Raw genomic sequence first — 13,809 nt, forward strand, 5'->3', positions numbered from 1 at the left:
CCCAACGCAGGGCGTTTCCCAACGTCAGGCGTGGCCCAGGTAGTCCTCGGCCCAGGCCAGGCACTCGGCCCGCAGCAGCGCGCCCATCTGGGCGCGGCGGGGCGCGTCCAGACGGCTGCTGATCGCGCCGAAGCTGAACGCCACCCAAGTCAATTCAGATACCGGAAACGCCACGCCCACGCCCGACACGCCCGGCGTGATCGTGTCCACGATTTCCGCGTGCCCGGCCGCGCGCGTCTGCTTGACGGCCTTCATCAACGCGCCGCTGGACACGCCGATCTGGGCGTAGCTGGCGGCGTGCCGCGCGTACAGCGACGCGATCTCCTCGTCGTCCAGGCTGGCCATCAGCGCCAGCCCGCCCGCGCCCACGCCCAGCAAGCGGCGTTCGCCCTGATCGATCGTGAACACCTTGACCGGAAACGAGCCCGCCTCGCGCAGCAGGCACAACGCATAGTCGCCCTGGCGGATCACCAGGAACACCGTGTCGCCCGACAGCCGCGCGAGCTTTTGCGCGAAGGGGCGCAGCGCGTCCAGCAAAGGCGTGCGCCGTAGCGCCGCAAAACCCAGCTGCATGGAATCCACGCCCAGCCGATAGCGCCGGGTGCGCGCATCGCGTTCGGCGAACTGTTCTTCCAGCAGGCAGCTCAACAGGCGGTGCGCCGTGGAACGTTCCAGCCCCGTCGCGCCCATCACCCCTTGCAGGTCGATGCCGTCTTCCTGATGCTGCGCCAGCACGCGCAGCAGGCCTAGTGCGCGCCGCATGCTCTGGGTGCCGCCAGTTGCCATCGTCTTGTTCATATTGTGGGAAAAATTGATTGAATATTTTGTATTCTAGGATTCCAGGTGCGTTAATTCAATCGAATCGACCCGTGCCATCCGCAAGCGCGGGCGTCGCAAGAGACGAGGAGACTATGGAATACGCCACCCTGGCTGTCGAGCATCACGACTCGATCTGCCGCATCAGCCTGGCGCGCGAATCGGCGCGCAATGCCCAAAGCCAGCAGATGCTGGATGAACTGGACGACGCGCTGAAGCGTGCCGAGCAGGACGACGCCGTGCGCGTCGTGGTGCTGGCCGGGCGCGGCGCGCATTTCTCGGCCGGCCACGACCTGAAAGAAGCGCAGGCCAAGCGCGCCGACTTCACGGTGGAAGAGCGCTGGGAGTACGAGTCGCGCCGCTATTACGGCTATTGCCTGCGCATCTGGGACTTTCCCAAGCCCACCATCGCGCAGGTGCAAGGCGCCTGCGTGGCCGGCGGCTTCATGATCGCCAACATGTGCGATCTGGTGGTGTGCGCCGACACCGCCTATTTCTCGGACCCCGTCGGCCACACGCTGGCGGCCGCCGCCACCGAAGTGCTGATCCACCCCTGGGTGATGGGGCTGCGCAAAGCCAAGGAAATGCTCTACACCGGCGAAAAGGTCGACGCGGCCGAGGCGCTGCGCATCGGCATGGTGAACCGCGTGGTGCCCGAGGCGGAACTGGACGAGGCCACGCTGACGCTGGCCCGGCGCATTGCGCAGGCGCCGCCCTTCGGCTTGCGGCTGATCAAGCGCTCGCTGAACCGCACCGCCGATGCGCAGGGCTTTCGCACGGCCTTGTCGGCGCACTTCGACACGCACCAGCTGTCGCACCTGAGCGAAGAGTTCCAGGCCGTGCGTCAGCGCGGCTTGGCGCAGGCCATCCAGCGCAACAAGAAGGGCGAGACGGCATGAGGGCCGCGCTTGATTGCCTGCTGGATCCCCGCTCTATCGCGATGATCGGCGCCAGCGCCAACGCCGGCCGCATCGGCGGGATGCCGCTCGAACTGCTGACGCGCTTCGGCTACGCGGGCGGCATCTACCCGGTCAATCCGAAGTACCAGGAAGTCTTCGGCAAGCGCTGCTGGCCCGATATCGAATCCGTGCCCGAGCCGGTGGATCTGGCGGTGCTGGCGATTGCGGCGGCAGAGGTCACGCCGATGCTGCGCCGCTGCCACGCCAGGGGCGTGCGCGCCGCCATCGTGTATGCGGCGGGGTTTGCCGAAGCGGGCGGCGACGGCGTCCGCCTGCAAGACGAGATGGAAGCCTTCGTCGCCGAAAGCGGCATGGCCGTGGCGGGGCCCAACTGCATGGGGTTCGCCAACCTCAACACGCAGGCGCACACGGCGTTTGCCTCGGTATTCAAGACCGCGCCGGCGCAGTCCGGGCCCGGCGTGGTCAGCCTCTTGACGCAAAGCGGCAACGTCTGCGCGGCGGTGTACGCCATTGCGCGCCGGCTGGATTTGCCGTTCTCGCATTTCATCAATACCGGCAATGAAGCCTGCCTGGATTTTTCGCAGTACCTGGAATACCTGGCGGCGGATCCCAGCACCGAGATCGTGCTGGGCTATATCGAACAGCTGCGCGACGGCGAGCGCTTCGTGCGGGCCTGCCAGGAACTGGAACGCCAGGGCAAGCTGCTGATCGCGCTGAAGGCCGGCAATACGGACAAGGGCGCGCAGGCGGTGCGCTCGCACACCTCGGCGCTGGCCGGCGACCGGCGCGTGTATGCGGCGGCGTTCCGGCAGTTGAACGTGATCGAAGCGACGGATTTTGCGCAGCTGGCGCATCTGGCCAGCCTGGCTACGCTGCGCCATCGCAGCGCCGGCAAGCGCGTGGCGGTGCTGACGATGTCCGGCGCGCTGGGCGCGATCCTGGCCGACAAGTTCATCGGCGCGGGGCTGGACCTGCCCGATCTGCCCGAGGACCTGCAAGCCGTGCTGCGCGGCGGCATCCCTGACTACGGCATGGTGGGCAACCCGGTCGACGTGACCGGCAATGTGGTCAACGATCCTGCCTTCGTGCGCACCGTGCTGCAAGCGCTGGCCACCACCGACGCGATCGACGCCGTGCTGGTCTATGCGCCGGGCTACATGCTGGACCGCATGGCCGATGCGCTGGCCGAAGCGTCGCGCCAGCATCGACGCCTGTTCGTCGCCATCGACACGGGTCTTGCGCAAAGCCGCCAGGCCCTGCGCGATGCCGAGGTCGCGGTGTTCGAGGACTTGGGCCAGGCCGTCTCCGCGCTGGCGCCTTACCTGCTGTGGTGCGAGGCGCGCGGCGCGCGCCGCATTGCGCCGATGCCCGCGCCGCAATCGAGCGCGGACGCCCGCGCTTTGCCGGCATTGCCCTGCAACGAGGTGGACGCGCGCGCCTTTGTCGCCGCATTCGGCTTGCCGCAGGCGCTGGCGCAGGCTGCGCGCACGGCCGACGAGGCCGTGGCCCACGCGCGCAGCGCCGGCTATCCCGTGGCGCTGAAGATTCTGAGCGCGGATATCGCGCACAAGACAGAGGCGGGCGGCGTGGCCTTGGGGTTGGTCGATGATGCCGCTGTCCGCACGGCTTTCGAGCAGGTGCTTCGTTCGGCATCGGCCGCGCAGCCCGATGCGCGCATCGACGGCGTGATGGTGCAGAAGATGGAACGCGGCGTGGCCGAGCTGATCGTCGGCGCCACGCGTGACGCGGTCTTTGGACCCGTGCTGACGGTGGGGCTGGGTGGTGTGCTGACCGAGATCTATCAAGACACCAGCCATCGCCTGCTGCCGGTGGATGAAGCCATCGCCATGCAGATGCTGCGCGAACTCAAAGCGTTCGCGTTGCTGGACGGCTTCCGTGGCAAGCCGCCAGCGGATCTGGCGGCGGCGTGCCGCAGTATCGTCGCCGTGGGCAACGCGCTGTTGGCCGCGCCCGACCACGTGGCGGAAATCGAAGTCAATCCCTTGCTGATCAAAGAGGCGGGACAGGGCGTTGCCGTACTGGACGCGCTGATCCTGCCCGCAACCCCGTAGTGCAACGGCGCGACACGCGCAGCGCATTTCCCAGGAGGAGACAAGCATGAAGAAAAGACAATGGATGAAAGGGCTGTTGGCCGGCATGGCGCTGGCCGCTGTCGGCGCAACAACACCGGCCGGCGCCCAGGATGCGTATCCCAGCCGCCCGGTGCGCATCGTGGTGCCGTTCTCGCCAGGCGGCGCGGCCGACATCATGAGCCGCCTGCTGGCCGAACGTTTGACCACCAAGCTCGGCCAGACCGTGATCGTCGAGAACAAGCCCGGTGGCGGCACGATGATCGCGTCCGACTACGTCTCGCGCGCCGCGCCGGACGGCTACACCTTGCTGATGGCCGCGTCCTCGCTGGGTATCGCGCCGAGCATCTACGCCAAGGTCAACTACGACCCCATCAAGGACTTCGCGCCGGTCAGCCAGGTGGCCTCGGTGGTGCACGTGCTGGAAGTGCATCCGTCGATTCCGGCCAAGAATGTGGGCGAACTCATCGCCTATCTGAAGGCCAATCCGGGCAAGGTCAGCTATGGCTCGGTGGGCGCGGGCAGTTCCACGCATCTGGAAGCCGAACTCTTCAACAGCATGGCTGGCGTGCAGATGGCGCACATCCCGTACAAGGGCAGCGCGCCGGCGCTGAACGATCTGGTGGCCGGGCGCATCCAGGTCATGTTCGACGCTTGGGCTTCGTCCGGTCCCTTCGTCAAGGATGGCAAGCTGCGCGCGCTGGCGGTGACGACCACCCGGCCCTCGGCCTCCGTGCCCGACTTGCCGACGGTGGCGGCCTCGGGCCTGCCGGGGTATTCGGCCATGCCGTGGCTCGGGCTGGTCGCGCCGGCCGGCACGCCGCAGCCGGCCATCGACAAGCTCTATGCAAGCCTGGCGGAGATCCTGCAACAGCCCGACGTGAAGAAGCAGTTCGTGGGGCTGGGGCTGGACATCATCGGCAGCGATCCCAAGGCGTTCGCCGCCTTCATCCGGCAAGACGTGTCGACCTGGGCCAAGGTCGCGCGCGAGTCCAACATCCAACTGGAGTGAGCCGTATGCGTGGACAGGACAACGTGGCCGAACGCATCGTGGCGCAGGACGACGCAGCCTACCGCGCGCAATTGCGCGAGTGGTTGGCCAGCGCCTACGCCGGCTTTGTGCGCGGCTGGCCCGGTGGCGCGTCGCCGCGCGATCTGGATTTTCGCCGGGCATGGGAAGACACGCTGTGCGCCAACGGCTGGTCGGGCCTGGGGTGGCCCAGGGAATACGGCGGACACGGCTTGCCGTTGTCGCGACAGGCCGTGTTCCATGAAGAGCACGCGCGTTGCGGCGCGCCGCTGGGCGTGAACCTGATCGGCCACGGCATCCTGGCGCCCACGTTGCTGCACTTTGGCAACGAGGCGCAAAAGCGTCGTTTCCTGCCGGGCATCCTGTCCAACCGCGAAGTCTGGTGCCAGGGCTATTCGGAACCCGGCGCGGGCTCCGACCTGGCCTCGGTGCGCACCCGCGCCGAGCCCGCGCCAGGCGGCTACCGGCTGAACGGGCACAAGATCTGGACGTCTTTCGCCGACCGCGCGCAGTGGTGCTTCGTGCTGGCGCGCACCGATCCGGCCGCGCCCAAGCACAAGGGCCTGAGCTTTCTGCTGGTGGATATGCGCAGCCCCGGCGTGCGCGTCGAACCCATCCGGCAGATCACCGGCGAAGCCGAATTCTGCGAAGTGTTTTTCGAAGACGTCTTTGTGCCGCAAGAGCTGCTGCTGGGCGCCGAGAACCAGGGTTGGAAGGTGGCGATGGCCGCCGCCAGCTTCGAGCGCGGCACCTACTTCATCCCGCGCCTGGTGCGTTTTTCGCAAGAGCTGCAAGCCGTGCGCCGGCTGGCGCTGCGGCCCGATGCCTATGGACACCTGCCGGCGTCCTCGGCCGCAGTGCGCCACAAGTGGGCGCGGCTGGCGGCGGACAGCCACGTGCTGGCGCTGAAATCGCGGCGCGCGCTGGAGGGCGCGATGCGCGGCGACCCGCCCGGCCCGGAGGGCTCGTCCACCAAGATCCACTGGAGCGAGGCGCATCAGCGCCTGTTGGAGTTGTCCTTGCAGATGCTGGGGGAAAACGCCTGCCTGCAAGGCGCGACGCAGACGCGGGAGGGGAATGCGGACAGCGCGGATGGCGATGTCGACGCGGCGGCCCTGACGCACGCCTATCTGTGGTCGCGCGCCGAAACTATCCTGGCCGGCACCTCCGAGATCCAGCGCAACATCATCGCCGAGCAGATGCTGGGCTTGCCCAAGGCATGAACCCCGCCAAAGCAGACACCATGAATTTTTCAAGTAGCGAAGAACACCGCATGCTGCACGATGCGGCCATGCGATTTTTGTCGGATCGCCACCCGCTCGATGCGGCGCGGACGGCCGCCACGCGCCCGCTGGCCGATCGCCTGGCGCTGTGGCGCGACATCGCCGCGCAAGGCTGGCCGGCGCTGTTGGCGCCTGTCGAGCATGACGGGCTGGGCCTGGGGTTGGCCGATGCCTGGGTCGTGGCGCAAGCGGCGGGGCGTCATCTGTTGAGCGTGCCGTTGGTGGCCAATATGGTCGTGCTGCCCAGCTTGTGCGGAACGGGTCTGACCGGCACGGCCGCGCAATGGGCGCGTCAGGTGATGCAGGGCGAATGGTATTTCGCGGACGCGACGTTGCGGCCCGACGGCTCGGCGTTCGTGGAAGGAGCGGGCGAGGGCGTGCCGGCCCTGGCCGTGCGTTGCCCGGGGCCGGGCGTTCTGCGGCTGGATCACTATGCGCCCGTGGCGGGCGCGTCAGGGCTGGACCCGACCATGCCCGTCGCGCAGGCGGCGCGACCCGAGTTGCGGGAAAGCGTCGAGCTTGAGGTTGACGCCGGCGTGTGGCGACGTTTGAAGACGCGGCTGACGCTGCTGCGCTCTGCCGAGTTGCTGGGCGCGGCCGAGGCGGCGCTGGACATGGCGGCGGCGTACGCTCGCGACCGCCGCCAGTTCGACCGCGCCATCGGCGCCAACCAGGCCATCAAGCATCGGCTGGCGGACGACTGGATGGCGCTGGATGATGCGCGTCTGGCCGGCATGGCCGCCGCCGCGTCGCACGACACCGGCGCGTCCTCGGCCGATCTGGACAGCCTTTACGTGCCGCTGCTGGCGATCGAGGCGGGCCGCCGCGCCGCGCAGAACGCGATCCAGGTGCATGGCGCGATGGGCATTACCTGGGAATGCGATGCGCATCTGTATTTGAAAAGGGTGTTGCGGCTGGCGGCGAGCCTGCATGCGGACACGTCCAGCACCGAGTGGCTGGAGCGGATCTGGGAAGGGGCTGGCGCGTAGGCCCGGCGTCGGACCTACAATCGCCGCCATGAATAGATCGAACTATCCCTCCGAACTCGACCAGCCGACCCTGTCCGAACTGGACGGCGTGCGCTATCTGCACTTCAACACCGAATGGGTCCAGGGCGCGATGCGCGTCAAGAGCCCGGCCGAACTGGTGTTGGAATACACCGGCCAGATGATGGCCTGGCTGCTGTTTCTGGAACCGCCCAAGGAAGAGGCCATCGGCATGCTCGGGCTGGGCGCCGGTTCGCTGGCGCGCTTTTGCGTCAAGCACACGCGCAGCCCGCTGCTGGCCGTGGAATGGAACCCCCGCGTGACCGCCGCCTGCCATATGTTCTTCCGTCTGCCCGGCTCGAACCGGTTGTTGGTGGAACACGCGGACGCCGGCCAGTGGGTGGCGGATCCGGTCAACGCCGGCCGTTGCCCCGTGCTGATGGTCGATCTGTATGACGCCTCGGCCGAAGGTCCGGTGCGCGACAGCGTGAAGTTCTACCGCGATTGCCGCCGCGTGCTGGGCGAGGTGGGCGTGGTGGCCGTGAACCTGTTCGGCCGCCATGAAAGCTTCGGCAAGAACATCGACAACCTGTCCAAGGCGTTCGATGACCGCGTGGTGCTGCTGCCGGAAGTGGATGCCGGCAACCAGATCGTGCTGGCCTTCTCGGGGCCGCGCCTGGCTGTGACGCCCGCCGATCTGCTGGCGCGCGCCGAAGTGGTGGAGTCCAAGTACGGGCTGCCCGCGCGTCGCTGGGCGCGCGCCTTGACGCGTCACGCGGTGGACGGCGTTCTGCACTTCTGATCCGGCAAGCGCGGCAGGGGGCAGCCGGGCTGGCGGGTTCCAGACCCGCCGTGTCCGGAGGCCACCTTGCCGTGTCCAGCGGGAGTCCTCCCGCTTTTTGATGGCGCTCTGCTGTTTCCGGGGGCGCCCTGCCAATTCCAGGTGGTGCTCTGCCAATTCCGGGTGGAGCTCTGCCCTGTGCTGGGAAAGCTCCCCTCTACGCCATCTGACTCGGCCGCCCGCACAACCCTTCCCGCGCGGACGGGTTTTCCAGGGGTTTACCTTTTTTCGCGTCGGGATTTAACATGGGCCTGTTCATAATTATGAATTACGGCGCTGCCGGCGCCAGCCCCCATGAGCCAACCCATCGTCCGTCAAGCCCTGTACCTGGAAGTCGCGGATCGCCTGCGCGGCATGATCCATGCGCGCGCCCTGTCCAATGGCGAGTGGATCGACGAGCTGCGGCTGGCGGGCGAAATGGGCATTTCCCGCACCCCTTTGCGCGAGGCGCTGAAGGTGCTGGCGACCGAAGGGCTGGTGCGGCTGGAGCCGCGCCGTGGCTGCTTCGTCAATGAACTGTCCACGCAAGACCTGGAAGACATCTTCCCCCTGATGGCCATGCTGGAAGGGCGCTGCGCCTTCGAGGCGGCGCGCAAGGCCAGCGACGCCGAACTGGCCGCGCTGGAGCCGCTGCACGCGGAACTGGCCGAGCACGCGCTCGCCGGCCGCATCGACGCCTATTACCAGACCAATTACCTGATCCACGAAGCCGTCCAGGCGCTGGCCGGCAATCAGTGGCTGTCGGACATGGTGGGCAATCTGCGCAAGGTGCTCAGTCTGTCGCGCCACCGCAGCCTGGCGCGCCCCGGGCGCATCCAGCAATCCTGCGCCGAACACCTGGCCATCTTCGATGCGCTCAAGGCGCACGACAGCGAGGCCGCGCAGACGCTGGCGCACACCCACCTGATGCGGCAACTGGAAGCCCTGCGCATATTGGCCAATGAAGACGCCGACGATCCGGCGATGAACGATCCTATTGATATCGAGGAGCCCGCCCATGTCCGTACCCGCCAATCTCGCGCCCGCGCGGGGCGCACGCACGCCTGAGCCCGAACCCGAGCTGATCGATCCCGCCGCCGCCGCAGAAGGCGCCAGCCTGATGACCCGGCTGGGCCGGCTCTGGGAACGCGGGCGCCTGCCCAGCGAATCGGAAGTGCGCCGTCTGTTTGAAGCCCGCCTGACCGACGTGGCGGCCAACAAGCTGGCGCGCCGCTGGTGCGAGCAATACAGCGCGGCCGACGGCAAGGACCGCCGGCTGATGCTGGCGGCGCTGGCGCAGGTGCGCGCCACCTATGCGGGCGATGGCGGCGAAGGCACGCGACTGTTCAAGCGCTTCAACGCGCTGCCCCACGGCCTGCGTTTCCTGGTGGACCTGCGCGCCGACATGCTGCGCTGGCGCAAGCAGGTCTCGGGCATACAGGGGCTGGACAAGGAACTGGAAGCGCTGCTGTCCGCCTGGTTCGACGTGGGCCTGTTGGAACTGCGTCCGCTGACCTGGGATTCGCCCGCGTCGCTGCTGGAAAAATTGATTCTGTACGAGGCCGTGCACGAGATCACTTCGTGGGACGACCTGCGCCGCCGCGTCTCGCCGGACCGCCGCTGCTACGCCTATTTCCATCCGCAGATGCCGGGCGTGCCGCTGATCTTCGTGGAAGTGGCGTTCGCCAGCAACATGGCCGACAACGTGCAGGTGCTGCTGGACAGCACCTTGCCGCCGCAGGATCTGGACAAGGCGCGCTGGGCCATTTTCTATTCCATCTCGAACACGCAGCCCGGCCTGAAGGGCATCAGCTTCGGCAACTTCCTGCTCAAGCGCGTGGTCGAGCAACTGCTGGAAGAACTGCCCAAGCTCAAGAATTTCGCCACGCTGTCGCCCATTCCCGGGTTCGCGGACTGGCTGGGCAAGCTGGATGCCGAGGCCGTCGAGGCCATCGTGCGCGAAGACAAATCGCGCGCCAAGGACCGCAAGCGCGAAGGCGTGCCGGACGGCCAGCGCTGGGTGTCGCGGCTGGCGACGGCCGCGCAGGGCAAGACGTCGGACGTGGTCAAGCGCGCGGGTTTTCGCCTTGCCGCCACCTATTTGCAGTCCATGAAGAACGGCTTGCCGCTGGACCCGGTGGCGCGCTTTCACCTGGGCAACGGCGCTCGCATCGAACGCCTGAACTGGGCGGCGGACACCTCGGTCAAGGGCTTGAAGCAGTCCTGCGCGCTGATGGTCAACTATCTGTATGACTTGGACGAGCTTGATACCAACCTGGCCAGACTGGGCGAAGGTAAGCCACAGGTGAGCCGAGGGGTGGGACGCGTGGCCTGAGCGCCGTCGAGGGCGCTCAGGATCAAAAAATAACAAGGGCGAGGGGACATGACGCAAGACGTGATCGGCCGCGTGCGGCTGGACAGCGACGGGCCATTGGCCTGGGTGACGCTATCGCACCCGGGCCGCCTGAACGCAATAACGGTGGGCATGTGGCGCGAGCTTGGCGAGGTCTTCACCCGCCTGGCCGCCGACGACAGCCTGCGCTGCGTGATCGTGCGCGGCGAGGGCGGCAATTTCGCCGCGGGCGCGGACATCCGGGAGTTTCCGGTTGAACGCGCCGACCAGGCCGGCGTGCAGCGCTATCACCGCCAGATCCTGGCGCCCGCCTTGCAGGCGGTGGCCGCTTGCCCGCACCCGGTCATCGCGCAGATCGAAGGCGTATGCGTGGGCGGCGGGCTGGAAATCGCCAGCCAGTGCGACCTGCGCATCGCCGGGGCATCCGCGCGCTTTGGCGTGCCGATCAACCGCCTGGGCTTTCCCATGGCGCCCGACGAAATGCGCGGCCTGCTGGCGCTGGCCGGACGCGCGGCCACGCTGGCCATCCTGCTTGAAGGCCGGGTGTTCGGCGCAGAAGAGGCGCACGGCCTGGGCCTGCTGACGCGCATCGTGCCCGATGATCAGGTGGCCGATGCCGCGCGCCGCAGCGCCGAACGCATCGCCCAGGGCGCGCCGCTGGCCGCCCGCATCAATAAGCGCCTGTCGGCCAGGCTCGCCCAGGGCGGGGCCTTGACCGAAGACGAATACCAAGACTATTTCTCCTATGCCGAAAGCCGGGACCACAAGGAAGGCGTGCGCGCTTTCCTGGCCGGCGTAGATCCTTCCTTTTCCGGAGACTGACCAAGGTGAGCAACGCCAACCTCTATGCTGTCCTGCAAGGCGGCTTTCCCAAAGACCGCAGCAAAGTCGCGCTGGAAACGCCCGACCTTCAATACACCTGGGATGACATCGACCGCGCCACCGCGTGCCTGGCCAACCTGCTGACGTCGCTGGACCTGCCTGCCGGTTCGCGCGTGGCCGTGCAGGTCGAGAAATCACCGGAAGCGCTGCTGCTGTACCTGGCCACCTTGCGCGCCGGCCTCGTGTACCTGCCGCTGAACACGGCCTACCGCGAAGCCGAGATCGAATACTTCCTGGGCAACGCCGAGCCGGCCGTGGTGGTCTGCGCCAGCAAGAACCTCGACTGGGTGCAGCGCGCCGCCGACAAGGCCGGCTGCGCGCACGTCTACACGTTGGATGAAGACCGCAGCGGCACGCTGCTGGAAGCGGCGGGCGGCTTGTCCCAGACCTTCAAGACCGTCACGCGCCAGGCCGACGACCTGGCCGCCATCCTGTATACGTCCGGCACCACCGGCCGCAGCAAGGGGGCGATGCTGTCGCACGGCAACCTGGCCGCCAACGCGCAGGTGCTGCATGAATACTGGGGCTGGCGCGAAGACGACGTGCTGTTGCACATGCTGCCCATCTTCCACGTGCACGGCCTGTTCGTGGCCTCGCACGGCGCGTTGCTGGCCGGCGCGAAGATGATCTGGCTGCCCAAGCTGGACGCCGATCAGGCGCTGCATTACCTGCCGCAAAGCACGGTGATGATGGGCGTGCCGACCTACTACGTGCGCCTCTTGGCCGACCCGCGCTTTAACCGCGACGTGTGCGCCAACATGCGCCTGTTCATTTCGGGTTCGGCCCCGCTGTTGGCCGAGACCTTCTCGGACTTCAAGACGCGCAGCGGCCACGCCATCCTGGAACGCTACGGCATGAGCGAAACGGTCATGCTGACCTCCAACCCCTACGACCCCGCGTTGGGCGAACGCCTGGCCGGCACCGTCGGCCGCGCGCTGCCCGGCGTGCAGGTGCGCGTGGTGGATGACGCCGGCGCGCCGCTGGCAGCAGGCGAGATCGGCAACGTCCAGGTGCGCGGTCCCAACGTGTTCTCGGGCTACTGGCGCATGCCCGAAAAGACCCGCGAGGAATTCACGGAAGACGGCTGGTTCAAGACGGGCGACGTGGGCCGCTGGGGTGGCGAATCCGCCGGCCGCCAGGTGCCCGACGACTACCTGTCCATCGTGGGCCGCAGCAAGGATCTGATCATCTCGGGCGGCTTCAACGTCTATCCCAAGGAAATCGAAACCCTGATCGACGATATGCCCGGCGTGGCGGAATCGGCGGTCATCGGCGTGCCGCACGCGGACTTCGGCGAAGCCGTGGTGGCGGTCGTCGTGCCCAAGGATGGCGTCGCGCTGGACGCGGGCGCGATGCAGCTTGAACTGAAGTCGCGCATCGCCAACTTCAAGGTTCCCAAGCGCGTGCACATCGTCGACCAGCTGCCGCGCAACACCATGGGCAAGGTGCAGAAGAACGTGCTGCGCGAAACCTATAAGGCGCTTTGACGCCAGACCCGGATGCCGGCCCCCAGGGGCCGGCATTTTTTTCTTCGCAAGGAGGCCATCGCACCAGACGACCCACGCATTGCAGTCCTGGCAGCTTCATTCAATAAGAATTTCAAGAGACGAGACGCAGACAACCGCGCCGTCCCCGTGATGCAGCAAGAGGAGACATTATGAAAGTTCGCAAGTCCACCGCGGCGCTATTCGCCGTGGCCGCCCTGGGTTTCGGCGGCACGGCCGCCGCACAATGGCCAGAGCGCGCCATCACACTGATTGTTCCGTTCCCCGCTGGCGGCGGCACGGACACCTTCGCCCGTCCGCTGGCCCAGCAACTGACCATGCAACTGGGCCAGACGGTGGTGATCGACAACAAAGGCGGCGCGGGCGGCACCGTCGGCGCTGGCGTGGCCGCCAAGGCCCGGCCCGATGGCTACACCTTCTTCATGGGCGGCGCGCATCACGCGCTGGCCCCGTCGCTCTACAAGAGCCTGAACTACAACATCCAGAAGGACTTCGTGCCGGTCGCGCTGGTGGCGCAGCCGCCGCAAGTGGTGGTGATCAACGCCGGCAAGCTGCCGGTCAAAACCTTGCAGGAATTTGTCGATTACGCCAAGAAGCACCCGGGCGAAATCAACTACGGCACGGCGGGCAAGGGCAGCACCCACCACCTGGCCGGCGAGTTGTTCGCCATGCAGACCGGCATCAAGCTGGTGGACGTGCCGTACCAAGGCGCGGGACCGATGCTGTCCGCGCTGATCGGTGGTCAGGTAGACCTGGCGTTTGATGGGCTGGGTTCGTCGTCCGGACATATACGAGCCGGGGTCATCAAGCCCTTGGCCGTGGCTGCCGACAAGCGCTCGGCCTCGTTGCCCGACGTGCCCACCGCCGCCGAGGCGGGCGTGCCGAATTACGTCGTCTCGACCTGGTACGCCATCTGGGCGCCAATCGGTACGCCGAAGGAAGCGGTGGACAGGATGGCCGTGGAAATCACCAAGGCCTTGAACACGCCGAAGCTCAAGGAAACCTGGGCGGGCAACGGCTCGGCCGTGCCTACGCTGACGGGCGCCGATTTTGGCAAGTTCGTCGACAGCGAGGTGGACCGCTGGGCGAAGGTCGTGAAAGATTCCGGCGTGAAGCTGGATTGA

General features: G+C 67.2%; 12 protein-coding genes. 11 read left to right on the plus strand and 1 reads right to left on the minus strand.

Annotation, left to right across the window (positions count from 1 at the left end):
* Positions 1-24: 24 nt before the first annotated feature.
* The gene (locus tag API01S_RS01245) at positions 25-798 is read right to left on the minus strand and encodes an IclR family transcriptional regulator (protein WP_061302746.1); all 774 of its coding nucleotides are present in this window, start codon (positions 796-798) and stop codon (positions 25-27) included.
* Positions 799-911: 113 nt separating this feature from the next.
* On the opposite strand from API01S_RS01245, the gene API01S_RS01250 reads away from it, so the two are divergent.
* The 11 genes from API01S_RS01250 (at position 912) to API01S_RS01300 (ending at position 13,809) form a co-directional block, all read left to right on the plus strand.
* Positions 912-1,715: an enoyl-CoA hydratase gene (locus tag API01S_RS01250; protein WP_061302748.1), complete on the plus strand. Its 804-nt coding sequence runs from the start codon at positions 912-914 to the stop codon at positions 1,713-1,715.
* Entirely contained in the window at positions 1,712-3,808 is a 2,097-nt protein-coding gene (locus API01S_RS01255) for an acetate--CoA ligase family protein (protein WP_061302750.1), read from the plus strand. Before API01S_RS01250 ends, API01S_RS01255 begins: the two co-directional genes overlap by 4 nt.
* A gap of 46 nt (positions 3,809-3,854) precedes the next feature.
* Entirely contained in the window at positions 3,855-4,838 is a 984-nt protein-coding gene (locus API01S_RS01260; protein WP_061302752.1) for a Bug family tripartite tricarboxylate transporter substrate binding protein, read from the plus strand.
* Between the two features lie 5 nt (positions 4,839-4,843).
* Positions 4,844-6,079 (plus strand): acyl-CoA dehydrogenase family protein, encoded by a 1,236-nt coding sequence (locus tag API01S_RS01265; RefSeq protein ID WP_061302754.1) that lies wholly within the window; start codon positions 4,844-4,846, stop codon positions 6,077-6,079.
* 20 nt (positions 6,080-6,099) lie between these two features.
* Positions 6,100-7,128: an acyl-CoA dehydrogenase family protein gene (locus API01S_RS01270; RefSeq protein ID WP_254598512.1), complete on the plus strand. Its 1,029-nt coding sequence runs from the start codon at positions 6,100-6,102 to the stop codon at positions 7,126-7,128.
* Positions 7,129-7,156: 28 nt separating this feature from the next.
* The gene (locus API01S_RS01275) at positions 7,157-7,927 is read left to right on the plus strand and encodes a class I SAM-dependent methyltransferase (RefSeq protein ID WP_050729967.1); all 771 of its coding nucleotides are present in this window, start codon (positions 7,157-7,159) and stop codon (positions 7,925-7,927) included.
* A 333-nt stretch (positions 7,928-8,260) separates the two neighbouring features.
* Positions 8,261-9,013 carry a GntR family transcriptional regulator gene (locus API01S_RS01280; protein ID WP_050729968.1) on the plus strand — a complete coding sequence of 251 codons (753 nt, stop codon included), beginning with the start codon at positions 8,261-8,263 and terminating at the stop codon, positions 9,011-9,013.
* The gene (locus API01S_RS01285; protein ID WP_061302756.1) at positions 8,964-10,280 is read left to right on the plus strand and encodes a malonyl-CoA decarboxylase domain-containing protein; all 1,317 of its coding nucleotides are present in this window, start codon (positions 8,964-8,966) and stop codon (positions 10,278-10,280) included. The genes API01S_RS01280 and API01S_RS01285 overlap by 50 nt, the downstream gene beginning before the upstream one ends.
* A gap of 48 nt (positions 10,281-10,328) precedes the next feature.
* Positions 10,329-11,120, plus strand: coding sequence for an enoyl-CoA hydratase/isomerase family protein (locus tag API01S_RS01290; RefSeq protein WP_006220505.1), 792 nt, complete (start codon positions 10,329-10,331; stop codon positions 11,118-11,120).
* Between the two features lie 5 nt (positions 11,121-11,125).
* Positions 11,126-12,667 carry a malonate--CoA ligase gene (locus API01S_RS01295; RefSeq protein ID WP_006220504.1) on the plus strand — a complete coding sequence of 514 codons (1,542 nt, stop codon included), beginning with the start codon at positions 11,126-11,128 and terminating at the stop codon, positions 12,665-12,667.
* A 170-nt stretch (positions 12,668-12,837) separates the two neighbouring features.
* Entirely contained in the window at positions 12,838-13,809 is a 972-nt protein-coding gene (locus API01S_RS01300; protein WP_061302757.1) for a Bug family tripartite tricarboxylate transporter substrate binding protein, read from the plus strand.

The sequence above is a fragment of the Achromobacter piechaudii NBRC 102461 genome, from assembly GCF_001571245.1.
Lineage (GTDB): Bacteria > Pseudomonadota > Gammaproteobacteria > Burkholderiales > Burkholderiaceae_B > Achromobacter > Achromobacter piechaudii.